The following is a 23,259-nucleotide window of genomic DNA, read 5'->3' on the forward strand; positions in this document are numbered from 1 at the left end:
GCATCCGGGAATGGCATAAGGCTGTTTTAAGCTGCATAAATTTCAGCATGCTGTGCAAAGCGTAGTCAGAAACGCCACGATGCTCAATATAAAGGAGGCGGGCCCTTGGAAAATAATAATGCGTTTGAAGTGGCATTGTCGCTACTGCTCAATCTCGACGCCTCACTGTTTCAGATCGTGGCGCTGTCACTGCAGGTTTCAATTCTCGCGGTGCTGATCGCTGCAGTGCTGGGGTTCCCCCTCGGTGCGGCGGTGGCGCTTTGGCGTTTTCCCGGACGGGGCGGATTGATCGTCGTGCTCAATGCCCTGATGGGGCTGCCCCCTGTGGTGGCCGGGCTCATGGTGTATTTGCTGCTCTCGCGCGCCGGGCCTCTGGGAGACTGGGGGCTGCTGTTTACACCCAGCGCCATGATCGTTGCACAGGTTGTGCTGGTTTTGCCCATTCTGGCCGCGCTTTCCCGCCAGAAGGTAGAGGAACTTCTGGGTGAATACCGCGAGCAGTTTGTTTCCCTGGGCATGTCACGTCTACGCATGATGCCCACCCTGCTGTGGGATGCCCGTTTTGCGCTATTGACCATTCTGCTCGCCGGGTTTGGCCGCGCCAGTGCCGAGGTGGGCGCAGTGATGATGGTGGGAGGCAATATCGAGGGTGTAACGCGGGTAATGACAACCTCTATCGTACTGGAAACCGGAAAGGGCAACCTGCCCCTGGCGCTGGGACTGGGCATCGTGCTACTCACACTGGTCATGCTGGTGAACGCTGGCGTCTACTGGGTTGGCGAACTGACCAGGAGGCGGACAGGATGACCTCATTCAACGCTTCGCTCCAGGCCTCCTCCGCGCTTCTACCACCACCGGCGCTGTGTTTTGATGGCGTTACCTTCAGCCACGAAGATAAACAGTTGCTGGGGCCCTGTTCATTCAACCTGGACGGCACCGGTCCTACCCTGGTAATGGGGCCTAACGGTGCAGGAAAAAGCCTGCTTCTGAGGCTTGCTCACGGTTTGCTTGCACCCACTCAGGGACGGGTGGCGTGGTCAGGTGAGGGACGCCCCCGCCAGGCAATGGTGTTCCAGCAACCGGTGCTTTTGCGACGCTCCGCCGTGGCCAACCTCACGCACGCGCTGGCAGTGAATAACGTGCCGCGCAGGACCAGAGTGAAACTCGCGTACGATGCGCTGGAGCGTTTTGGCCTCAGCGCCAGTGCCCATACGCCCGCCCGCGTGCTCTCCGGCGGTGAACAACAGCGCCTTGCTCTGGCGCGCGCCTGGGTGCTTTCTCCGCAGGTGCTGTTTCTGGATGAACCCACTTCCGCGCTGGATCCCGCGGCCATAAAAGCCGTCGAAGCGGCCGTGCGCGAATTTCACCAGCGGGGAACCCGAATCGTGATGACCACCCACGATCTGCACCAGGCCCGGCGCCTCGCCGGCGATGTACTGTTTCTTTCTGGCGGAAAGGTACGCGAACACACCGCTGCTGAAGCCTTCTTCGACAGGCCCGTCTCGCGAGAGGCGCAAGCCTATATTGCCGGAGAACTGGTGGAGTAAAACTCTGGCACCAATCAACGGGATCAGAACAACAAGATGAAAAAAACACTACGCCTCATATTGGCAGTTATGACCAGCATGGGTTTGGCGCAGGCCGCCTACGCCGACGACTACATCACCCTGGCCTCGACCACCTCAACCGAGAATTCAGGACTGTTTGATGCCATCCTGCCGGAGTTCAAAGAAGCCACCGGAATCGAGGTGCGCGTGGTGGCCGTGGGCACCGGGCAGGCGTTTGAAATCGCCCGGCGCGGTGACGCCGACAGCCTACTGGTACACGACACCACCGGTGAGCAGCGCTTTGTCGAAAACGGCCATGCCAGTGAGCGGGTCGATGTCATGTACAACGACTTCGTGCTGATCGGCCCTGCGGACGATCCTGCCAGTATCAGCGAAGCACAGAGTGCATCCGAAGCCTTCGGGGCGATCGCCAGTGCCGAAGCGCCCTTCACGTCCCGGGGCGATGACAGCGGCACCCATCGCGCCGAGCTGCGATTCTGGGAGAACGCCGGTGTCGAACCCGACGGCGACTGGTACCGCGAACTCGGCAGTGGCATGGGGCCTACACTCAACACCGCAGCCGCCATGGATGCCTATGTCATGTCGGATCGGGCGAGCTGGGTGGCGTTCGGAAACCGTCAGAATCTGACGCTGCTTTTCGAGGGTGACGAAGTGCTGTTCAATCAATACGGAAGCTTGCTACTCTCCCGAGACAAGCATCCGCACCTGAAGCACGATCTGGCAGAACAGTGGCACAAGTGGCTTGTCTCAAAGCAGGGCCAGCAAGCCATTGCAGATTTCAGGGTCGACGGGCAACAGCTGTTTTTCCCGAATGCCAAATAGGCTAATCTCTGACAATCTGCGTAAATACTCCATTCTGCGGCGTCCCTGAAACGGCTATAACAAAAATGATGATTGATCCCCTGCTTCCCGATCCGAAAGATCCCCGACTGTCCCGCGCTGTTGAGGGCGTTGATGAACACGGTCAGTCCAAGTCCATCAGCGTGATTGAAGAGCGCCCCCTGACCATCTATCTGAACAGCCAGGAAATCGTCACCGCGATGACCATCGGCGATCATCCGGAATATCTGGCTCTGGGTTTCCTGCTGAATCAGGGGATGCTGAAAGAGACCAATCAGGTTACGAAGATTGATTACGACGAAGAACTGGACGTCGCGGTGGTCCGTACCGCCGGTATTACGGATGTAGAGGAAAAACTGGAAAAGAAAACCCGCACCTCGGGCTGCGCCGTAGGGACCGTATTTGGCGACATGATGGCCGGACTGGACGGGCTGAAGTTGCCGGACACACCGGTGCACACCAGTACCTTTTACGACCTCTCCTACCAGATCAACCATACGCCCAGCCTGTACATGGAAACCGGAGCCATTCACGGCACAGCACTTTGCCAGGGCCGCGAGATTCTCGCCTACATGGAAGATGTCGGGCGTCACAATGCGGTCGACAAAATCGCGGGCTGGATGCACCTGAACAACATCCCGGCGGCGGATAAAGTGCTCTATACCACCGGCCGCCTGACTTCAGAAATGGTGATCAAGACGTCGCTGATGGGTATCCCGACCCTGATCAGCCGGTCCGGCTTTACCGCCTGGGGCGTCGACATTGCCCGGCAGGTCGGGCTGACCCTGATCGGGCGTATGCGGGGCAGGAAATTCACCTGCCTCAGTGGCCAGCACCGCCTGGTGTTCGACCAGGATCTGTCGCAGGTTCCCGAGGAAGACAAGAAAATGCGTCGAAAAGGGGCTGAACATGACTGAGTGCGCCGTCATTCTGGCCGGTGGCCAGGCCAACCGCATGGGCGGTGGCGACAAGGGACGCTTGATGCTGGGTGACCGGTCGCTGATCCATCGTGTCATAGAGCGGATCACCCCGCAGGTCGACGCCGTGGTGTTGAACGCCAACGGGGATCCAGGCCGGTTTGATGATCTGGGTTTGCCGGTGGTGGCTGACTCGATCGGCGATTTTCCCGGCCCGCTGGCCGGTGTGCTTGCCGGTATGGACTGGGCCGCTGAACAGGGCCATGAATGGCTGATCAGCGTCGCGGCCGATACTCCCTCTTTCCCCCGGGATCTGGTTGCCCGCCTGGCGGAACACGATACCCCGGTGGTGTTGGCGGCCACGCCGGATCCGGAGCGTGGGAGACTGCCGCAACCGACCTTCGGCCGCTGGCAGGTGGCACTTCGGCATGAGCTGCGGGCCGCCCTGAATGACGGCGTGCGCAAGATTCGCCAGTGGACACAGGCTCAGGGTGAGAGTCTGGTGGTTTTTGGCGAGAATGACTTTTTCAACATCAACACACCGGAAGACCTGGCCTGGGCGGAGAAACACCTGAAGTGAACGTTATAGGCATTGTAGGCTGGAAAAATTCCGGGAAAACCACGCTGGCCGCCGCTCTGATTCGTGAACTGTCCAACCGTGGCCTGACGGTCAGCTCGATCAAGCATGCCCATCACATGGTGGATGTGGACCAGCCCGGCACCGACAGTTACAAACACCGTGATGCCGGCGCCCGCGAAGTTATCCTGGCAGGCGGTCAGCGCTTTGCCATCATGCACGAACTGCGCGGCGCCGAAGAGCCCACCCTGGACGAACTGCTGGCGCGGCTGGGCCCCTGCGACTGGGTGGTGGTCGAGGGTTTTAAGACCCGCCCACATCCCAAGATTGAAGTACACCGGCGGGAAAGCTCGCGGACGCCCCTGTATAAGGAAGACGCCAGCATTATTGCGGTGGCGGCGGACTACGCTGCGGAGTTCTCCGGCCCAGTTTTCGACCTGAACGATGTGGCTGCCATCGCTGATTTTATCCTGAGCCGCGACCTGTCATGAACGGTACAGACAACAACAGGAAAGCAATGAAACCACTTCGTAATGACTGCTTTGCCCTGCCTCCCGGGGTCAACTGGACGCCCGTGGCCGAGGCCCTGGAGCGGTTGCGCTCGCGTTTGCATCCTGTGGTGGGAGTGGACAGGGCTGTCCCGTTGTCACAGCTGAATGGCCGGATACTGGCGAATGATGTTTATGCGCCTCGCGCCCATCCCCCCAGCAACAATTCCGCGGTGGATGGCTATGCTCTTGCCGGCCCCGTAACCGACGTGCCCTGCGCCCTGCCCCTGGTTGATGGCCGCAGTGCCGCCGGTGAGCCATACACCGGCCAGGTGCCTGAGGGCCATGCTATCCGTATTCTCACAGGCGCCGTCATACCGGCCGGTACCGATACCGTCATCCTGGAGGAAGACTGTGAGGTCATCGATGGACGGTTACACCTGAACGGCACGCTGAAGGCGGGTGCCAATGCACGCAAAGCCGGTGAAGACATCAAGGCACAGGATCGGATCCTCTCTGCATCTACCCGCCTGACTCCCACCCAGATTTCAGTCCTCGCCAGTGTCGGCGTCGAGTCGGTTGATGTTTACCAGCGGCTTCGCGTGGGTGTTCTTTCGACAGGTGATGAGGTGAAGCCGGTTGGCGCGACAGTCACCGACTGGCAGATCTATGATGCAAACCGGCCGATGCTCAGCGCCCTGGTGACGCAGCTTGGCTATGAGCTGGTCGACCTTGGCCATGCACTGGACCGGGCCGAGGAGGTTAAAGCGGCCCTGGAACGAGGCGCGGAACAATGCGACCTGATCCTGACCAGCGGCGGCGTCTCCGCAGGGGATGAAGACCACGTATCGAAAACCCTGAAAGCCCATGGCGACATCAGTAACTGGCGCATCGCCATCAAACCAGGCCGGCCGCTGGCGCTGGCCATGTTCCAGGGCACGCCGGTGGTGGGCCTGCCAGGCAATCCGGTGGCGGCCTGGGTGTGCGCGTTGCGCTTTGGTGCCCCCGCGATGGCGCTGCTGGCCGGAGGGGAATGGTTCGAACCCCAGGGCTATGTCATGCCCGCCAATTTCTCCAAGAACAAAAAGCCGGGGCGCAGCGAGATGTTGCGTGCACGGGTTCGTGATGGACAGGTTGAGGTATTTGGCTCGGAAGGTTCTGGCCGGGTGACCGGCCTGGCCTGGTCCGAAGGCATGGTAGAACTGGACGAAAGCGCCCGGCAGATAGAGCCGGGAACCCCTGTGCGGTTCATTCCCTACGGCAGTTTCGGGCTCTGATACCTTCGGGGGTTATTTATTCATAGCCGCCGTGTACGGCAAAGGCCTCCAGCGAGGCATCCTGCGGCGCCCGGGAGCGGTAGGTTTCCTCAACACCCAGCTCGGTCAGCGTGCGGCTCACCATCAACAGGGTGTTCTCCTCGAAGTCCTCGCACATATGGCGCATCTGGTCGATCTCTTCGCAGGCGACTGGATAGGCAGCGTCAATATCCGGCGCCCCGTAAACCTCGACAAAGGTCTGCGCCAGGGTCTGACGTAACTGCTCCAGCTCGGCCTCGGTGATATTGCAGACACCCACAAAGCTGGCGCGGCCACCGGATTCGATGCTGTACCAGCCATTGGTAAAGGCCTGTCGGGCCTTACCCTTCAGGTCCGCCTCCGACCAGTTGGAAAACTCGAATCCGCCGGAAATGGCCCATTCGCCACTGGGGGCAGGCACTTCGTAAACATTCTCATCGGATATATCCAGTCTCAGGGTTCGGGCCAGTTTCATGTGCGCTCCGCGAATTCAATCAGACTTACTGTTTCGGTCATAACGCCCTGACGTAACAACATCCGGCCTTTCTCGTCCAGCCCGACAAAGACCCCGGATTTCGGTTGGTCAATTTCCTTGCCGAGGCTGTCACAGCGTGGCCGCCATTCGTTGTGTATGCGCTCAAAACCGTTGTCCATGAGGTAGGTCAGCCACAGTAGCGTATGTTTGGACCAGCTTTCCAGCAGTGCCATAGGGGTAACATCGCCGCACCCTTCCTCGTAGAGACAGGTCTGATTCGGGTTCTGCCCGGGGTCGTCGCTTTCCGGTATGAAAGGTATGTCGATCCCGATGACCAGCCAACTCGGATACGCCTTGGGATCAGACACATCCGTCGCAAACCGGACACTGCCGCAGAGCGCGCCGTTGACCTTGATGCGGTCGGGCCATTGGAAGAACACCGGAACTTCCGGTGGGCCCAGTGCACCCAGGCTTTCTGCCAGTCCTATCTGGGCTACATAGACGGCCTGAATAGCATCTTCCAAAGGCGTCTCCGGCGCCAACACCAGGGCTGCTCGCAGGGTATCCGCCGCCTCAGCATAAAAAATTGTACCTGAATCCACTCCCGCAATGGCCCGGCTGACGGCCTTATCAAAAGGGTCCGTGTGTTTGGGCACCACTTCGCCCGAGAGTAGCGGCGGGAACTGGGGTGATTCGATCATAGAACGGCCCGGGCGTAGACGTCTGAGGCGATAAGCTCATCGGCAATGCGTTGGAACGCCTTGGATTGCAGGCTATCCGGCTTTGATACCACAATCGGGACACCGCCGTCGGAACCGATACGGATATCCAGGTCGAGCGGAATTTCACCCAGGAACGGCGCGCCGAGCTTCTCGGCTTCAGCCCTGGCACCGCCAGACCCGAACGGATGGTGCTGTTTACCGCAACCGTCACAGACAAACGATGCCATGTTTTCGATCAGACCGAACAGCGGTACCTCCATGCGGTTGAACATGTCGATGCCTTTGCGGGCGTCCATCAGGGCAATGTCCTGGGGTGTGGAGACCACAACGGCGCCGGCCACAAAGAACTTCTGGCTCAGGGTCATCTGCACATCGCCGGTGCCCGGGGGAAGATCCACCAACAGTACATCCAGCCTGCCCCAATCCACCTGATTCATCATCTGCTCCAGGGCACCCATCAGCATCGGTCCCCGCCAGATGATGGCCTCGTCATCCGGCGTCATCAGGCCCAGGGACATCAGGGTCACGCCATGATTGCGCAGGGGCAGGATGGTATGCCCGTCGGGGCTGGACGGGCGGCCCGAAACGCCCATCATGCGGGGCTGGCTGGGGCCGTAAACGTCGGCATCCAGAAGGCCCACTTTCAGACCTTTCGAAGCCAGCGCGACCGCCAGATTGGACGCCACTGTCGACTTACCCACGCCGCCTTTGCCGGAGGCGATGGCAATGATGCGATCGATCCCCTTCGGATTTTTGTCCTGCGGCCGGGGCGCGTCGGTACCGATCAGATTACTTTTATCGGCATTAACAAATTGAACCATGTTGTATCTCGGTTAGATTTCAGCTGTCCAGATAGTCATCACCGGTGCGAATCCGGGGGCGCTCGCCACTCGCCATGGGCGCGGTGTCCCCGTGAAACTGGGATTTGACCCGACAGTCATCACACATTTTGATCAACTGGACGTTATCAGATTTGGTATACATCCAGTGTCGGTTTTCCAGTTTTTCAACGATCCGGTTGATGGTGCTGGCGACACCAAAGGGCGTGCCACACTTGATGCACTCAAACGGCTCCTCACCATGCAGGGCCCGGGCACTCAGCGCGGCTTTTGACAGATCCAGCTGGGGCTTGAGGGTGATCGCCGTCTCAGGGCAGGTGCTCTCGCAAACGCCGCACTGAACACACGCGTTTTCCGTAAACTGAACCTCTGGCCGGTCGGGATGGTCGCCCAGGGCGCCGGTGGGGCAAAGCGATACGCACGCCAGACAGAGCGTGCATTTGTCGGAGTCGATCTCAATGGCGCCATAGGGCGCGCCCAGCGGGAGGGGGATCGGCGCATCGACATTCTCCGCCATCGCGCTGACGGTCACCCGCGTGATGTCACGGCGACCGCCGACCAGCAGAACCGGCTCACTCACCCGTCCGGCATTCTCCCCGGCCTCGCCAAGTTCTTGTGCTGCAATCACGCGAACCCGGCTGGGAGAATTTCTGGTGCCTGTGAGCATGGCCTGGGCCAGTTCAATTTCCGCAGCAACCGCCCGGCGGTCTGCTTCGGTGTCCGCCAGGATCAGGACTTCCGCGTAGCCCGCGCCGAACGCGGCCATTATCTCTGCGTGGCCTATACGATCGACCTGCCCCAATCCCATCGGGATCAGATCGTCCGCCAGCCCGTCGTAGTAGCGTGCCAGGAAGGCAATCGCGTCAGCACCAGCGCCCAACGTATGGAAAACCAGACGTGGAGATTCGCCAGTGTGCTCGCGATAGACCCGCCCCATCACAGAGATGGCCTGGGTCAGTGCCTCAAAAGGGGTTTCGTTCATGGTTATGGCAGAGGTCGGGCAGACCGCTGCACAGGTTCCACAGCCGGCGCAGATATCCGAATCGATCTGTACATGTTCCCCAAAGGAAAAAATCGCCTCGGTGGAACAGACGTCCAGGCAGCGGGTGCAACCGGGCTGGTTGGCCCGTGAGTGAGCGCACAGGGAAGTTTCCAGATTGAAATAGACGGTTTTTTCGAACTCACCCACCCGATCCCTGGCCGTCAGAGCGATACGCTCCAGTTCTCCGGTTTTGTCCGGGTCAGCCCAGAAGTAGCCGTTGCGTTTTTCATGACTGGGAAATGCGGGCGCACCGCCACGCAAGTCGATAAACACATCGCACTCACTGTGGGCGGTGGCTTTGACCTCGCCATAACCGAGGTCGCCGCGGCCCGCAGGGTTCAGAGCCTGCAACTGGGAAAACTCAAGCTTGAAGTTGCCCAATGCGCCCCGGGCGGCTGTCAGGCGACCTTTGGCGACATCGTAGCCCGCGGAAGGCAGCTGAATAGGCCCGGAATCACTGACGATACAGGTAACGCCCAGCTCATCCTGCACCAATTCGGCCATCCGGATAGCCTGCTCGGTGGGGCCCACAATACAGCACACGCCGTTGGACTGAATGGTTTTCACCGGCACCATGGGCGCCGGCAACTGCGCTGCCGCTACCAGCGCTGCCTGCTTGGCGTGCACACGTTCAGGCTTGGCGCCTGGCGCACTCCAGCCGGCGCGATCCCGGATATCGATGGTGCCCAGCGGCGCGGATTTGCCGATTTCAGCCTGGACATCCTCGCCCAGACGCTCGAACAGGGCTGCCTGCTGGCCACAGGCAACGAGCAGGTCGGCATCGCCTCCCAGATGTTCGGCCGCGATCTGCATATCCTTGCCGCAGAGTTGATCAACAACGATCACCTCCCCGGCCGCCGAGGCCACTTGCAGGGCCTCCGGATTGAAAGACTGCGTTTTATCGCAGGTACACAACAGTAATGTTTTATATGCCGTCATCAGGAATTTGGCTCTTTATGGCTCTTGTAGTTGTTTTTATACGTATCAGTTTCCAATATTGTTCTTCGAGCATGCCACAGCTGTTTGCTCTTGGACAATTGGATAATTGGATAATTGATTGGGCTCTGCTAACTTCAGGGGACAATAAAGAGAAAAGCCATGAGCAGTCGCACAGAGAGTTGGAAACGAGACTTACAAGTTGGTGCAGTGGTTCGCCAGTCGCCTGGCGTGACCCGGTGGGCAAAGCACATCTGGAAACCGGTGGCAGTAATACCGGGTGCCCCCGAAGCTTTCTGGAAGGAATTGGTCCGTGAGGGTGACGTGGTCGATTACCATGCCGGCACTGTGACCATGGGACTGTTTCGTGCCGACGTAGAAGCCTACCTTGTATCTCTCAATATGACTGTTCCCTCCGTCTGGATTGTAATGGATCGCGACGAGAGCCGTCAGTCTCCTTCAGGCTGGTTCGTCAGCGCCATTACGGCGAGTGCCTATGAGGCCCAGGACGCCCTGGATAGCGGCGAAAGCATCGTCGAGCCTGTGCCGATTCCCGAGTCCATGGCGGCGTGGATCAAAGAGTTTGTCGATATGCACTACATCGAAGAACCATTCAAGAAGCGCCGCCGTAAAGAGATCAATGTCGATGGTGTTGAAGACGGCAAGGGCGATGCACGCATCCGTCAGGAGAGCGACGTCTTCCGGGCACCTTCCAACATCAAGAACCCGAGAACGCACTGATGGCCGAATCACGTCTGGCGCGCTGGTCACGCAAGAAAACCGGAGCTGGCAAAAAGGCCGAGCCATCCCCTCCTGCGCAAGTTGATTATGAGCCTTCTCCGGAAGAGCAGGAACTTGCCATAAACCAGGCCCTGCCCGAACACGAAGTGTTGGAGAAGTACGGTTTGCCCGACCCCGACGCCATCGAGCTGGGCACCGACATCAAGGGTTTTTTGCGAAAAGAAATTCCCGAACTGTTGCGCCGCAAGGCTCTGCGCGGGCTCTGGAAATCCAACCCCGTTCTCGCGGTGCTTGATGGCCTGAATGACTACGATGAGGACTATACCGACGCTGGCCTTTCAGCCAAGGCCGTCCAGACCCTTTATAAGGTAGGCCAGGGTTTTGACCGAACCCCAAAGGTTGATGAGCAAGTCGGGGAGCAGATGGAGGAGCGGGTTGCGGATCCTGAACCGGCCGTTTCGGTTGTCCCTCCGGTGGCCAGGGAGAAACCGGAGCTCGAAATCACTGATGAGCCTGCGACCGTGGTTGGTCGAGTTGAACCGGCGGCAACCAGAGGCGAAGCCCTGAGTACCGGGGCCGAGGCGGAATTGACCCCGCGTTATCGCCCCAGAATGCGTTTCGATAGTTAATTTAAGCTATGACTGTAGTGGTAATAAGCTTTCTTGCCCCGGGTTCAGGACGGGTGTATAAGATTGTGTAGCGCAAAATTCAAACAATAACGTGAAGGACAAAAACTTGGCGAACACGGCTGAAGTTCAGTGCCCCCGCTCTATCAACGATGAAGATCGTGCGCGAGCCCAGATGTATCAGTTGCTGGGTGTTTTGCTGAGCGGCCCACCCACCGGCGAACTCCTTCATGGTTTGGCATCGCTGCAGGGTGACGATACCCCCCTGGGGTCCGCCTCCAAAAAACTGGCAGCACTTGCCGAGCGCACCAAGCCACAAGACGCCGAACGGGAATACAACAACCTTTTTATCGGAATCAGTCGTGGTGAATTATTGCCCTATGCCAGTTACTACCTCACCGGGTTTCTGAACGAAAAACCCCTTGCCGATCTGCGCAGCGATCTGATGGCGCGAGGCATTAAAGCCAGCGAAGACATCAAAGAACCCGAAGATCATATCAGCACTCTGTGTGAAATCATGGCTGGCATTATTGCCGGCGATTTCGAATGCGATAGTGGTTTGGCGTCGCAAAAAGCCTTTTTTGACGCGCACCTGGCAAAGTGGGCGGCATTATTTTTTACCGATTTGGAAAAAGCGCAAACTGCGATCTTCTATACACCTGTGGGCTCGCTGGGTCGGGCCTTCATGGAGGTAGAGGCTGATGCATTTGCACTTTGACAACCGGGGTCTATCGGATCCCTTAACCCAGGTGGAGGTGTCCTATGGACAACCAACAGCGTGAAAACAGCCGTCGCCGTTTCCTGCGGATGGCCGCAATAGCAGTTCCAGCTGCCGTTGCCGTGGCCGTTGCACCGAACGCCGCAGCCGAGGCCGTCAGCAGTGACGCACCCAAAAGCAGCGGTCTACGTGACACTGAGCACACACGGAAATATTTCGAATCTGCTCGCTTTTAAGGAAACGTGAGTCATTCAAGGTTGCGAAAGGCTCTTGAATGACCGCGTTCCCGAAAGAACGAGAATAATAAAAGAGAGAGGTAGTTGATATGTTAAGGAAGAAAACCAACGGGGTAGCGAAAGGCTCCCGTGCGGGCTCTTTACTTTCATCACTCGCTGCAAAAACGATGGACCGTCGCGGGTTTTTAACGGCTTCAGGTGTCGCAGTAGGCGGCCTGGCAGCCCTGTCACTCCCGTCAACGCGTGTAAAAGCTGCAACTCCGTCGAAGGAAGGCGGGGAAGTGGTTATGAAAAAATCCGTGTGTACGCACTGCTCGGTGGGCTGCACGGTAGAGGCAGAAGTGCAGAACGGCGTCTGGACTGGCCAGGAGCCAGGATGGGACAGCCCGTTCAACCTGGGCGCCCATTGTGCCAAAGGCGCCGCCGTTCGTGAGCACGCCCACGGCGAGCGTCGACTCAAGTCGCCCATGAAAATGGTCGATGGCGAGTGGAAGAAGATCTCCTGGGAAGATGCCATAAACGAAATTGGCGACAAGATGTTGCAGATTCGTGAAGAGAGCGGTCCCGATTCGGTTTACTGGCTCGGCAGCGCAAAGCACAGCAACGAACAGGCTTACCTGTTCCGCAAGTTTGCGGGCTACTGGGGCACCAACAACGTGGATCACCAGGCCCGTATCTGTCACTCAACAACCGTCGCCGGTGTAGCCAACACCTGGGGCTACGGTGCGATGACCAACTCCTACAACGACATCCACAAGTCCAAGGCGATCTTCCTGATCGGGGGCAACCCCGCCGAAGCGCACCCGGTGTCGCTGCTACACATCCTCAAAGCCAAGGAAGAAAACAACGCCCCGCTCATTGTCTGCGACCCGCGCTTTACGCGTACGGCGGCTCACGCCGATGAGTTTGTGCGGTTCCGGCCCGGCTCGGACGTCGCGCTGATATGGGGAATCCTGTGGCACATCTTTGAAAACGGTTGGGAAGACCAGGAGTTCATCCGTACCCGGGTGTACGGCATGGAAGACATCCGTGAAGAGGTGAAGCGCTGGAACCCCGAGGAAGTTGAGCGCGTGACCGGTGCCCCTGGCGGGCAGCTCGAGCGAGTCGCCCGCACCTTGGCCAACAATCGCCCCGGCACCGTGATCTGGTGTATGGGTGGCACCCAGCACACTAACGGCAACAACAACACCCGCGCCTACTGCATACTTCAACTTGCTCTGGGCAACATGGGCGTTGCCGGTGGTGGCACCAACATCTTCCGTGGCCACGATAACGTGCAGGGCGCCACCGACTTTGGTGTTGTGGCAGACAGCCTGCCTGGATACTACGGCGTGGCCGCAGGCTCCTGGGCCCACTGGGCGCGTGTCTGGGAAGAAGACCTGGACTGGCTCAAAGGGCGTTTTGCCACCTGGGACAAAGATGGCAAATCCCGCGCCATGATGAACGAGAAAGGCATTCCGGTATCCCGCTGGATCGACGGTGTTCTGGAAGCCAAGGAAAACCTTGAGCAGCCGGACAACACCCGGGCCATGGTGCTGTGGGGTCACGCGCCCAACTCCCAGACCCGTATGCTGGAAATGAAGGAAGCCATGGAAAAACTCGACCTGCTGGTCGTGGTTGACCCCTTCCCGACCGTGTCTGCAGTGCTGCACGACCGGAAGGATGGCGCCTATCTTTTGCCGACAACCACCCAGTTCGAAACCAGCGGTTCCGTCACCGCCTCCAACCGCTCCCTGCAGTGGCGGGAGAAGGTCATAGAACCGCTGTTCGACTCCAAGGTTGACCACGAGATCATCAAACTTTTTGCCGACAAGTTCGGTTTCACTGACCGCCTGTTCCGCAACATTGCCATTGAAGGCGACGAGCCGGTAATTGAAGACATCACCCGCGAGTACAACCGTGGCATGTGGACCATCGGCTACACCGGTCAGTCGCCCGAGCGCCTGAAGCTCCACATGGCCAACCAGCACCACTTCGACAAGACCTCTCTGCGTGCCGTGGGCGGTCCCTGCGATGGTGACTTCTATGGTCTGCCATGGCCATGCTGGGGAACACCGGAGATGAATCACCCGGGCACGGCAAACCTTTACGACATGTCGTTACCGGTATCCAAGGGTGGCCTGACGTTCCGGGCACGTTTCGGTGTTGAACGCGATGGCGAGAACCTGCTGGCGGATGGCGTGTACTCCAAAGACTCCGAGATCAAGGACGGCTACCCCGAGTTCACCATGCAGATGCTGATGGACCTGGGCTGGGATGGCGACCTGACGCAGGAAGAACGCGCTGCCATTAATGATGTAGGTGGCCCCGAGGCCAACTGGAAGATTGATCTGTCCGGCGGTATACAGCGGGTGGCCATCAAGCACGAATGTGCACCCTTTGGTAACGCCAAGGCCCGCTGCGTTGTCTGGAACTTCCCGGATCCGGTGCCACTGCATCGCGAGCCGTTGTACACCAACCGCCGTGACCTCGTGGAAGACTATCCGACTTATGCCGACAAGACCTTCTGGCGGGTGCCGACGCTGTATGAGTCCATCCAGAAGAAGGACTTCAGCAGCGACTTCCCCATTATTCTGACCTCAGGCCGGCTGGTCGAGTACGAAGGTGGTGGTGACGAGACACGGTCAAACCCATGGCTGGCGGAACTGCAGCAGGAGATGTTCATCGAGGTGAATCCGCGTGATGCGAACAACCTGAACATTCGTGACGGCAATGATGTCTGGGTTTCTGGCCCCGAGGGAGGGCGAATAAGAGTCAAGGCAATGGTGACAGAACGTGTTGGCGAGGGAGTAGCCTTTATGCCGTTCCACTTTGGCGGACATCTGGAAGGTAAGGACCTGAGGGACAAATACCCCAAAGGCTCTGACCCCTATGTCCTGGGCGAATCCACTAATACCGTTCAAACATACGGGTACGACTCGGTCACGCAGATGCAAGAGACCAAGTGTACCCTGTGTTCGATCGCGCCAGCATAATAAGAGGTACATAACATGGCTCTCGAAGGACAAGCACGCGCAAAGTTTCTTTGCGATGCCGAACGCTGCATTGAATGCAATGCCTGCGTTACGGCCTGTAAGAATGAGCATGAGGTCCCCTGGGGCATCAACCGCCGCCGCGTGGTGACTGTCGATGATGGTAAACCAGGCGAGCGCTCGATCTCGGTGGCTTGCATGCACTGTTCAGACGCGCCCTGTATGGCAGTCTGTCCCACGGACTGCTTCTACCAGACCGACGACGGAATCGTATTGCACTCCAAGGATCTGTGCATTGGTTGTGGGTATTGTTTTTACGCCTGCCCCTTTGGCGCGCCCCAGTTCCCCCAGGCGGGTAACTTTGGCAGCCGGGGCAAGATGGACAAGTGCACCTTCTGTGCAGGTGGTCCGGAGGAAGACAACTCCACAACCGAGTTCAACAAGTACGGACGCAACCGTATTGCCGAGGGCAAGTTGCCCATCTGTGCGGAAATGTGCTCGACCAAAGCCCTGTTGGCCGGTGACGGCAACGAGGTGTCGGACATCTATCGCCAGCGTGTGGTGAACCGTGGTTTCGGTTCCGGCGCCTGGGGATGGGGCACGGCCTACGAGAAGAAGGGTGCCTGAGCAAGCCTGACGATTCCGGGGCTTTCGGGCCCCGGAATTGATTGAGGCAACAAATTCTTTTTGTTGGTTCCGTTGGAGTGCTTTCATGAACTTTAAACAATTCGGTGCTGCCGCCTTTGTGCTGGCGACACTGCTATTCAATCCCGGCTGGGCGCAGGACGCCCCCGAGGTTGACCGGACAAGTACCGGGGGCGCCCAAACCCTGGAAGATATCATGGCTCGTCAGAAGAAGTTGGACGTTGACGAGTCTTTCCGTTCGGAAAACCTGGGTGATCCTGACAGTGCTGCGGCAATGAGCGAGCAACTGGGGACCCAGGGCGGTACTTCTGACTCCGATAAGTGGCGTGGTATCCGGTACAACGAGAGTGAGATCACGACCCAGTCGAGAGGGCCTGCGGCCGACGTCCTGATTCAGGATGGCGGCATGCCCTGGTACGAATTGCGTGAAGGTCCGGTCATCACCTACGGCGGCCTGGCGTTGCTGGGCATCATCGCGCTACTGGCGGTGTTCTACTTTGTTCGCGGCAAAATCATGATCGACGGTGGCCCTGCCGGCACCAGGATTGAGCGGTTCAAGGCTATCGAACGTTTCGGTCACTGGTTACTTGCGGGCTCCTTCATCGCATTGGCCCTGACCGGTCTGCTTACACTTATGGGGCGCAGTTTCCTGATCCCTGTTATCGGGCACGAAGCCTTTTCGCCCCTGGCAATTGGCTCCAAGTGGCTCCACAACAATATTGCCTGGGCCTTTATGTTGGGCCTGGTGATGACATTCGTCATGTGGGTAGCGCACAACATCCCCAACAAGCTCGACTGGCAGTGGCTCAAGGCGGGCGGCGGTATCTTTACCAAATCCCATCCTTCATCAAAGAAGTTCAACGCCGGCCAGAAAATCATCTTCTGGACCGTGATGATTCTTGGTTTCTCAGTGTCACTGTCGGGCCTGTCGCTGCTGTTTCCGTTCCAGATGCCCATGTTTGCTGACACCTTTGGCGTCATAAACAGCATTCTGGGGACAGACTTCCCAACGGCTCTGGCACCCCATGAAGAGATGCAGTTGTCCAACATCTGGCACTCGATCGTGGCGTTTCTGATGATGCTCGCCATCATCGCTCACATCTATATCGGCTCGGTCGGTATGGAAGGTGCGTTTGATGCCATGGGTACCGGTCAGGTTGATCTCGAGTGGGCCCGCCAGCACCACGATCTGTGGGTGGAAGAGGTCCAGGCCAGACAGGGCAAAGGAGAATCGTCGTGAAAGTCATGCTCGCCGGATTTGTCGCCGCCCTGGTGATCGCCGCTCTCGCACCCGTCGTTCTGGACCAGTTCGGATGGTCTTCTGCCGAGCACTGGAGCAGCGAAACGAGTGTGCGGCTTGACTGATCAGTCAGAGGCAAATGAGGAGGTACACCAGATCGACGCCGTCGGCCTGGTGTGCCCTCTCCCCATCCTCCGCTTTAAAAAACGCATCCGGGATCTACCCAGCGGCACTCATGTCGATTTTCTGGCCGATGACCCCAGTGGCCGGCGGGATTTACAGGTATTCTGTGAATTGACCGGTCACAGGATCGAATGGATTCGCGAGGAGGAGGCCGGGGTTCTTCGTTATCGGGTCCACCTTGCCTAGCCGGCACCTGAAACAACAGGCAACAAAAACTTACTCTTTTTTACACTCCGTGCGCCACCGAACAGACCGCTCAACACGGAAAGCCTATTCTTGATCCAGATGAGGCGATGGAGCTGCCGATACAGGAAGTTACATCATGCGCCGCAGGGACGGTGGCGCAACCAGAATTCAGGAATCGAATGTGAAAAGGAGAAGTTGCCATGAACAATATCGTCTATATCGTCGGTGCAGTGGTTATCGTTTTGGCGATTCTCTCTTTTCTCGGATTTCGTTGAGTCTCCACACTTGAAGGCTTTTCGATCGCAGTAAGGCTTCGGACCCCCCCGGCCTGTTCTCACCGGCCATCGCCACACGGCGATGGCCGTTTTTCATATACATCCCTATCTGATCTCCAGCGACGCGGGCCATGGTGTCATCGTTGTTGCTCCCTAAACCGCCCCATAGGCGACAATCTCCACCAGCATCTCAGGCCGCGCAAACCCGGAAACAATGATCGCGGCGCGATTGGGGTACGGTTCGCTGACGTACTCGGCGTAAACCTGATTCACGGCGGTCAGGTGCTCCCGGTCGGTGACGTAGATCAGCGCCTGGGTCAGGCCGGCCATGCCGGGGCCGGCGCGCTCCAAGGTGTGTCTCAGGTTCGCCATAGTCTGCCGGGCCTGGGCCTCGATGCCCCCGGCAACCACCTGGCCAGTGGCGTCGATGGGGATCTGTGCGGTGAACAGGATACCGTTGGCACTCACGGCCCATTCCAGGGGCGCCTTCGAGCGGGGCAGTTCAGTGGCAATCGGGGTTATGGTCGGCGTTGTTGTCATTGTGATCTCGCTGTTCAGTCGTTGTCGGTGGTACCAGCACCGGCGCCACCGCGGGAGGCCTCGGTCGCTTCCACCAGCAACCGGTCGGCCAGGGACTTCATGGTTTTCCAAAGCTGGTCATCCACCTCCAGGCCTTCCACCAGGGCCCGGTCTCTCTGCAGCTCAAGGTCTTCCTCGGTTTGCCGCATAAGATTGGTCAGGGCATAGTCCGAGCGCAGGCTTGGCAGCAGATCGACATGGTTGGCCATGATCAGGGTGATGCCATCGTTCTTCTCGGTATCGTCGGGGATATCCTCAAGGCTGTAGATGCAAATCTCCGGAACCGGATGGCCGGCCCTGAAACCTACAACTTGCTCTATCAGGGGTTCGTGGGAGTTACGCCAGAAGGCGGTGACGTTCATACCGCGACGGGCCAAGCGGGACAGATAGCCGATCACCAGCACCCGGTTGTGACAGTGGCGGATCTTGGTAATCGAAAGCCCGCGTGCACGTGCCCGGGCGTATCCCAGTTCCAGCGCCAGGCTGGCATTGCCGAGGATGCTGTGGTTGTGGGCATCCAGCACGCTGAAGTCGGCGTCCTGATACACCAGTGTCGGGGGTTCGTTCGGGTCTTCCCTCAGCAGGTAGTCCAATCCCTTCTTGAGGGCCGCCGCACCACCCAGGCCATGGGCTTCCATCCAGGCGACCATTTCCGCCGCATCAATGGCATCACCCTCCTCGAACCCGATGCCGATGAAGGCCTTGCGGCCCATTCCCTGCAGTTCGTTGAAGGACACTTTCATAGTGAATCCGGCTCCGGTTCTACGGGAAAACTCCAGTCATCCAGTGCCGCCAGCCTGGCCTTGTCGGCGCCGTAGTCGCTGAACAGCTCAGAGAACAGCGGAGCACCCTGAAACAGGGTGACACGGACCCAGCGATCGGACTTGGGATCGAACCGGCTGGCACCGAAGAAAGAGAGCTTGGTACGCAACAGGTGCATGGGCTTCATGTCCCGGTGCCAGAGATTGGCCTGGATCTCGCCATAGGGGGTGGCCCCCATGGTCTGGATTCGCCGGACACATTCCTTCTGCCCCGGATGAGCCATCAGGAACTCCACCACCGAGCCCCGGGAACTACGGTCCAGAAACACATCCAGCAATTGATAGGTATTGTGTATGCGGGGGCCAATGGCCAGCGAGAGTTCCTTCTCCGCACCCGGCTCCTCGCTGCGCACCCCCAGCCGGGGTTCCTCTTTTTCCGCCGAGCGATACCAGAACCAGTAATTGTGGCCCGGATTGCCGGGTTCATAATCCAGCGCCCAGGCAAATTTTGATTCGATCATCTGTCTGAGGGTGGCGGCGCGCATTTCCGGCTGCAGTTCCAGTATTTCCTCGCAACCCAGGTCGTCCTCAGCGGCATCAATCAGATCCGGGTAGAGTTCAATAAGCAGGGTATTGATCAGCTCCTGGGCTTCCAGGGAACAGTGGTCATCGGCCCAGTCCAGCAGGTCATCCCACAGGGTCGGTGTGGCCGGTGTCTGATCCAGCCAGTGGATGACCGACTCAATGGAGGCGACCGTCGCGAGATTTCGCTGGGTTTGTTCATGGTCTTCCGTCACTGTCTCGACAAAATGCTGATGAGCCCGGCGCAGCAGTCTCATCAGACCGTGCCGGGTGCCCTCGGTGGGCCTCTGCTCACGGGCAAAAGCCAGTGCCCTTTCCCGGCAGTACACCCACTGCTGGATCAACTGCGGGTGGTTGATCAGAAACGGCGCCATGCCCAGGCCCGTGGAGTTGCCGATACCCAGGTACCGTTGCAGGGCTGCGGCCAGGGGAACGGCGGTATCGGGGGAACGACTGCAGGCGAGGTGTTCCACCTGCTGGATGGAGAAGTGGCGCAACAGGTAGACCGCAAACATCTGGGCCGAGAACGGCCGGTTAAAATCCGGGTTTTTCTGCAAACGGGCGTAGTCGGCAATGCCGAACTTGCCATTGCCGTATACCGCCGTGGTGCGATAAAGGTAACCCACACGGGTCAGCCACGCCGGGTCAGGCTGACGCCCGGAAGCAAGGGCATCCACAAAATGGTCAAAGTTGCGCAGGCTCTTGTTGGCCCGTGACAGTACCAGCAGCCTTGGGTGCTGCCGCCCGGCTTCCTGCAGTGGCACATTGGACGCCATCTGCTCCAGCAGGCTGTCACCCACCGGCCCCTCCACCAGGGCAAAGGTGACATCCCAGGCCTCGGCGATCACCCGGTCGGATCGCAGGGCAGGGTCCAGGTGCTGGGAAAAGATCACCCCGTGATAGGTGTGGTGGGGCGTCTGCAAGCGGTAGATCACCACACCATGGCCCTGGCTATCCAGCTCACGCCGAACCGTGCTGACCGTCCAGTCTTCACGGGCCATCTGGCGAACCAGGCTGCGGGCGAAGCTCAGGCGGCTGGCATGAAGGCTGCCCAGCCGCACCAGGTTCATTACCCTGGCGGCGGGGCGCAGTTTCAGCTGTGGCTGTAAATCCAACTGGGTAGCCATTCTTTAACTCCGCGAAACGTGTTCGGACGAGCCGGTTGTCTCACCCACCAGGGCCACTTCACCCTTGGGAGGCACAATGCCCTGCTCCCTTGCCATGGCATAGGCGGATTTCGGCCCTATGTAAAGTGATGGCAGCAGAATCAGGGACACAGGGATCGCCGTGATGACGATGAACTGCTGCAAGGCACTGATCTGCCCCGCCCCCATATAGAGCAGAACAGCAGCCATCAGCGCCATGGCCACGCCCCAGAAGGCGCGAACCATAGGGTCGGGATCGTCATGTCCGGCGCTGACAACGGCGATGGCGTAACTCATGGAATCGCCCGTTGTCGCCACAAAGATCGTGGTCAGCAACAGGATGGCGAGCGCCATCAGCGTACCGCCGGGCAGCGCCTGGGCGATGGTGAGTGTGGCCACATCAAACTGGAAATTATTGAGGGCTTCGGTCAGGTCGATGGCCCCCGTCAACTGGTAGAAAATCCCGGAACCGCCCAGCAGGGTGAACCAGATGGTGGTTGCCACCGGAGCCATGACGGCCACGGCCAGAATCATCTGGCGGATCGTCCTGCCACGGGAGATGCGGGCGACGAAGATGGCCATCAGGGGCCCGTAGCCCAGGAACCAGGCAAAGAAGAACACCGTCCACCACTGCATCCACCAGCCTTCGGCAGTACCGGAGGTCACTGTCGCCATGGCGAAGAAGGAAGTGACGTACTCCCCGAAGCCCTGGGTGTAGGCATTGGTCAGGAACAGAGTAGGGCCGAAGACAAAGATGACTGCTGCGATTGCCAGCGCCAGAAACACATTAAACCGGCTCAACAGCTGAATTCCCCTGTGGATACCCGTCATGGCGGAGGTCACGTAAACCCCTGCCAGCACTGCAAGTATGACCAGCTGGGTGCCGTAACCCTGGGGAAAACCGAACAACTCATGGAGGCCGAAACTGACCTGCGTGGCCAGGAACCCGATCGGCCCCACGGTGCCGGCAACCACCGCAATCACACAGGCAGCATCCACAACGCCACCAAACCAGCCATGCATTACCCGGTCACCAAAAACCGGGTAAAGCAATGTCCGGGGCTGAAGTGGCTGGCCCTTCACATAGTGGGCATGAGCCAGCACGATGGCAGACAAGGTTCCAAGAATGGCCCAGGCGAGGAACCCCCAATGCATGAAGGACTGGGCGAGGGCCGGCGCGACCGCCTCTGCCGTTCCCGCTTCGGTGCTGAATACGGGTGGCGTCACCACGAAGTGATAAACCGGCTCACCGGCAGCGAAGAACACACCACCGCCTGCCAGAAGGGTACACATAATGATGGACAGCCATTTGAACGTACTCAGCTCCGGGGTACTCCGGTTGCCCACCTTGGCACTTCCAGCCGGAGAGACCGCAACGCCCATGCCGATCAGGAAGGTCAGCAAAAGCAGAAGCTGAAAGAACGAACCCAGCGACTCCGCCGTCCATGCGAAACCACTGGAGATCAATCCGGCCGTCCACTCAATGTCATACAGTGAGAGACCAAGAAAGAGCAATATGAACCCGATGCTCAGGGCCAATACAATTGGGTCCCCCAGGCGCCGAATACCTGCTTCAGGAGTCGCGGTAGAACTGGCTGAGATTGTCATGGCGTTTACCTGTTTTTGTTGTTGGAGCTTTATTTTAGGAACAAAGATGATTCAGAACACAGCCCCTGCCTGGGGCCGTGTACCATCGGTTAATTGCCGGAGCCAGTTACGGCCCATGATCTTTTCGATTTCTTCGCGATTGAATCCCTTCAGGTGCAGGCCTTCCGCGATATTGTTGAAATGACGGTTGTCGCTGAACCAGGAAAGCGGCGCCGGCCAGCCAGCATTCGACTGACTGCCTTCACCATAATCCATGGCCTTGGTCCAGCGGCCGTTGCGCATCCAGGTCAATACCGACTCCGGCTGCCCCTGGCACAGGTCAGTGCCCAGGCCAATATGGTCGATGCCCATCAACTCCGCGGTATCAGCCACCATGCCGCAGAACTCATCCAGGGTGCAGTCCGGGCCGTTTTTCAGGTGGAACGGATACACGGAAAACCCAAGGATGCCGCCGCTTTCCGCCACCGCGCGCAATACGTCATCAGACTTGTTGCGTTTTGCGGCATGGAAACTGGCCGGGTTGGCATGGGAAATAATCACCGGCCGTTCCGACAGCTCAATGGCATCCAGGGTAGAGCGTTCCGAGCTGTGGGACATGTCGATCAACATACCGACCCGGTTCATTTCCCGGATCACCTGCTTGCCAAAGCGGGTGACGCCACTGTCCTCGGCCTCGTAACAGCCACAGGCCAGCAGGCTCTGGTTATTGTAGGTAAGCTGCATGATCATCAGCCCCAGCCGCCGCATGATGGCGACCAGGTCAATATCGTCCTCGATGGGCGAGCAGTTCTGGGCACCGAAAAAGATGCCCACGCGATGGCTTTCCCGCGCCAGCTCAATATCACTGGCCTGGCGCACCGGCATGATCAGGTCCTCATGCTCTTCGAAGCGACGCTGCCATTCGCCGAAGCGCAGCAGGGTTTCGCGGCAGTTCTCGTGATACACCAGCGTGGCGTGCACGGCATCGACACCGCCCTCACGCATCTCCTCGAAGATTGCCCGTGACCAGTTCGAGTATTGCAGCCCATCAATGGTCAGAATCGACTTTGACATGGCGGAGTCC

Annotated in this window: 25 protein-coding genes; 16 read left to right on the forward strand and 9 right to left on the reverse strand. The window is 58.8% G+C overall.

Features of this window, described 5'->3' with window-relative positions; genetic code table 11:
• The first annotated feature begins 105 nt into the window (after positions 1-105).
• The 7 genes from HLUCCO03_RS10055 (at position 106) to HLUCCO03_RS10085 (ending at position 5,667) form a co-directional block, all read left to right on the forward strand.
• Entirely contained in the window at positions 106-807 is a 702-nt protein-coding gene (locus HLUCCO03_RS10055; protein WP_027830687.1) for an ABC transporter permease, read from the forward strand.
• Positions 804-1,547, forward strand: coding sequence for an ATP-binding cassette domain-containing protein (locus HLUCCO03_RS10060; RefSeq protein WP_027830686.1), 744 nt, complete (start codon positions 804-806; stop codon positions 1,545-1,547). Before HLUCCO03_RS10055 ends, HLUCCO03_RS10060 begins: the two co-directional genes overlap by 4 nt.
• A gap of 36 nt (positions 1,548-1,583) precedes the next feature.
• Positions 1,584-2,390: a substrate-binding domain-containing protein gene (locus HLUCCO03_RS10065; protein WP_027830685.1), complete on the forward strand. Its 807-nt coding sequence runs from the start codon at positions 1,584-1,586 to the stop codon at positions 2,388-2,390.
• 65 nt (positions 2,391-2,455) lie between these two features.
• Entirely contained in the window at positions 2,456-3,325 is an 870-nt protein-coding gene (locus HLUCCO03_RS10070; protein ID WP_027830684.1) for a formate dehydrogenase accessory sulfurtransferase FdhD, read from the forward strand.
• Complete coding sequence (mobA, locus tag HLUCCO03_RS10075; RefSeq protein ID WP_027830683.1) at positions 3,318-3,905, forward strand: molybdenum cofactor guanylyltransferase MobA; 588 nt, start codon at positions 3,318-3,320, stop codon at positions 3,903-3,905. Before HLUCCO03_RS10070 ends, mobA begins: the two co-directional genes overlap by 8 nt.
• Complete coding sequence (mobB, locus tag HLUCCO03_RS10080; RefSeq protein WP_027830682.1) at positions 3,902-4,393, forward strand: molybdopterin-guanine dinucleotide biosynthesis protein B; 492 nt, start codon at positions 3,902-3,904, stop codon at positions 4,391-4,393. Before mobA ends, mobB begins: the two co-directional genes overlap by 4 nt.
• Before the next feature lie 26 nt (positions 4,394-4,419).
• A complete protein-coding gene (locus HLUCCO03_RS10085) occupies positions 4,420-5,667 on the forward strand; it encodes a molybdopterin-binding protein (RefSeq protein ID WP_027830681.1) in 1,248 nt (415 codons plus the stop codon).
• A 16-nt stretch (positions 5,668-5,683) separates the two neighbouring features.
• Here HLUCCO03_RS10085 and HLUCCO03_RS10090 read toward each other — a convergent pair whose 3' ends face one another.
• From HLUCCO03_RS10090 to HLUCCO03_RS10105, 4 genes are read right to left on the reverse strand one after another with little or no spacing between them, the layout of a single operon-like run.
• Complete coding sequence (locus HLUCCO03_RS10090) at positions 5,684-6,160, reverse strand: DUF6505 family protein (RefSeq protein ID WP_027830680.1); 477 nt, start codon at positions 6,158-6,160, stop codon at positions 5,684-5,686.
• Positions 6,157-6,861, reverse strand: coding sequence for a biotin/lipoate--protein ligase family protein (locus HLUCCO03_RS10095; RefSeq protein ID WP_027830679.1), 705 nt, complete (start codon positions 6,859-6,861; stop codon positions 6,157-6,159). Before HLUCCO03_RS10095 ends, HLUCCO03_RS10090 begins: the two co-directional genes overlap by 4 nt.
• Positions 6,858-7,703 (reverse strand): Mrp/NBP35 family ATP-binding protein, encoded by an 846-nt coding sequence (locus HLUCCO03_RS10100; RefSeq protein WP_081813487.1) that lies wholly within the window; start codon positions 7,701-7,703, stop codon positions 6,858-6,860. Before HLUCCO03_RS10100 ends, HLUCCO03_RS10095 begins: the two co-directional genes overlap by 4 nt.
• A 19-nt stretch (positions 7,704-7,722) precedes the next feature.
• On the reverse strand, positions 7,723-9,702 hold the full coding sequence (locus HLUCCO03_RS10105) for a 4Fe-4S binding protein (protein WP_027830678.1): 1,980 nt from the start codon (positions 9,700-9,702) through the stop codon (positions 7,723-7,725).
• 159 nt (positions 9,703-9,861) lie between these two features.
• Between HLUCCO03_RS10105 and HLUCCO03_RS10110 the strand changes: the two genes are divergently transcribed.
• The 9 genes from HLUCCO03_RS10110 (at position 9,862) to HLUCCO03_RS10150 (ending at position 17,246) form a co-directional block, all read left to right on the forward strand.
• Entirely contained in the window at positions 9,862-10,440 is a 579-nt protein-coding gene (locus tag HLUCCO03_RS10110; protein ID WP_027830677.1) for a DUF3305 domain-containing protein, read from the forward strand.
• A complete protein-coding gene (locus tag HLUCCO03_RS10115) occupies positions 10,440-11,069 on the forward strand; it encodes a DUF3306 domain-containing protein (RefSeq protein ID WP_027830676.1) in 630 nt (209 codons plus the stop codon). Before HLUCCO03_RS10110 ends, HLUCCO03_RS10115 begins: the two co-directional genes overlap by 1 nt.
• Positions 11,070-11,175: 106 nt before the next feature.
• Entirely contained in the window at positions 11,176-11,784 is a 609-nt protein-coding gene (locus HLUCCO03_RS10120; RefSeq protein ID WP_027830675.1) for a molecular chaperone TorD family protein, read from the forward strand.
• A 44-nt stretch (positions 11,785-11,828) separates the two neighbouring features.
• Positions 11,829-12,020 carry a ubiquinol-cytochrome c reductase iron-sulfur subunit N-terminal domain-containing protein gene (locus tag HLUCCO03_RS10125; RefSeq protein ID WP_027830674.1) on the forward strand — a complete coding sequence of 64 codons (192 nt, stop codon included), beginning with the start codon at positions 11,829-11,831 and terminating at the stop codon, positions 12,018-12,020.
• Positions 12,021-12,109: 89 nt separating this feature from the next.
• Positions 12,110-14,995 carry a formate dehydrogenase subunit alpha gene (locus HLUCCO03_RS10130; RefSeq protein WP_027830673.1) on the forward strand — a complete coding sequence of 962 codons (2,886 nt, stop codon included), beginning with the start codon at positions 12,110-12,112 and terminating at the stop codon, positions 14,993-14,995.
• A 15-nt stretch (positions 14,996-15,010) separates the two neighbouring features.
• Positions 15,011-15,619, forward strand: a complete 609-nt coding sequence (gene fdh3B, locus HLUCCO03_RS10135) for a formate dehydrogenase FDH3 subunit beta (RefSeq protein WP_027830672.1) — start codon at positions 15,011-15,013, stop codon at positions 15,617-15,619.
• A gap of 85 nt (positions 15,620-15,704) precedes the next feature.
• On the forward strand, positions 15,705-16,877 hold the full coding sequence (locus tag HLUCCO03_RS10140) for a formate dehydrogenase subunit gamma (protein WP_027830671.1): 1,173 nt from the start codon (positions 15,705-15,707) through the stop codon (positions 16,875-16,877).
• Positions 16,874-17,002, forward strand: coding sequence for a hypothetical protein (locus HLUCCO03_RS10145; protein ID WP_027830670.1), 129 nt, complete (start codon positions 16,874-16,876; stop codon positions 17,000-17,002). Before HLUCCO03_RS10140 ends, HLUCCO03_RS10145 begins: the two co-directional genes overlap by 4 nt.
• Positions 16,986-17,246 carry a sulfurtransferase TusA family protein gene (locus HLUCCO03_RS10150; RefSeq protein WP_292016684.1) on the forward strand — a complete coding sequence of 87 codons (261 nt, stop codon included), beginning with the start codon at positions 16,986-16,988 and terminating at the stop codon, positions 17,244-17,246. The genes HLUCCO03_RS10145 and HLUCCO03_RS10150 overlap by 17 nt, the downstream gene beginning before the upstream one ends.
• A gap of 428 nt (positions 17,247-17,674) precedes the next feature.
• Here HLUCCO03_RS10150 and HLUCCO03_RS10155 read toward each other — a convergent pair whose 3' ends face one another.
• The 5 genes from HLUCCO03_RS10155 to HLUCCO03_RS10175 are packed head-to-tail and all read right to left on the reverse strand — an operon-like array spanning position 17,675 to position 23,249.
• On the reverse strand, positions 17,675-18,061 hold the full coding sequence (locus HLUCCO03_RS10155; RefSeq protein ID WP_027830668.1) for a RidA family protein: 387 nt from the start codon (positions 18,059-18,061) through the stop codon (positions 17,675-17,677).
• Between the two features lie 14 nt (positions 18,062-18,075).
• The gene (locus HLUCCO03_RS10160; protein ID WP_027830667.1) at positions 18,076-18,843 is read right to left on the reverse strand and encodes a DUF3726 domain-containing protein; all 768 of its coding nucleotides are present in this window, start codon (positions 18,841-18,843) and stop codon (positions 18,076-18,078) included.
• Positions 18,840-20,570 carry a hypothetical protein gene (locus tag HLUCCO03_RS10165; RefSeq protein WP_051603754.1) on the reverse strand — a complete coding sequence of 577 codons (1,731 nt, stop codon included), beginning with the start codon at positions 20,568-20,570 and terminating at the stop codon, positions 18,840-18,842. Before HLUCCO03_RS10165 ends, HLUCCO03_RS10160 begins: the two co-directional genes overlap by 4 nt.
• 3 nt (positions 20,571-20,573) lie before the next feature.
• Positions 20,574-22,196 (reverse strand): BCCT family transporter, encoded by a 1,623-nt coding sequence (locus HLUCCO03_RS10170; protein WP_051603753.1) that lies wholly within the window; start codon positions 22,194-22,196, stop codon positions 20,574-20,576.
• 51 nt (positions 22,197-22,247) lie between these two features.
• Positions 22,248-23,249, reverse strand: a complete 1,002-nt coding sequence (locus tag HLUCCO03_RS10175) for a membrane dipeptidase (protein ID WP_027830666.1) — start codon at positions 23,247-23,249, stop codon at positions 22,248-22,250.
• Positions 23,250-23,259 lie beyond the last annotated feature (10 nt).

This window comes from Marinobacter sp. HL-58 (assembly GCF_001314605.1).
In the GTDB taxonomy this organism is placed as follows: Bacteria; Pseudomonadota; Gammaproteobacteria; order Pseudomonadales; family Oleiphilaceae; genus Marinobacter.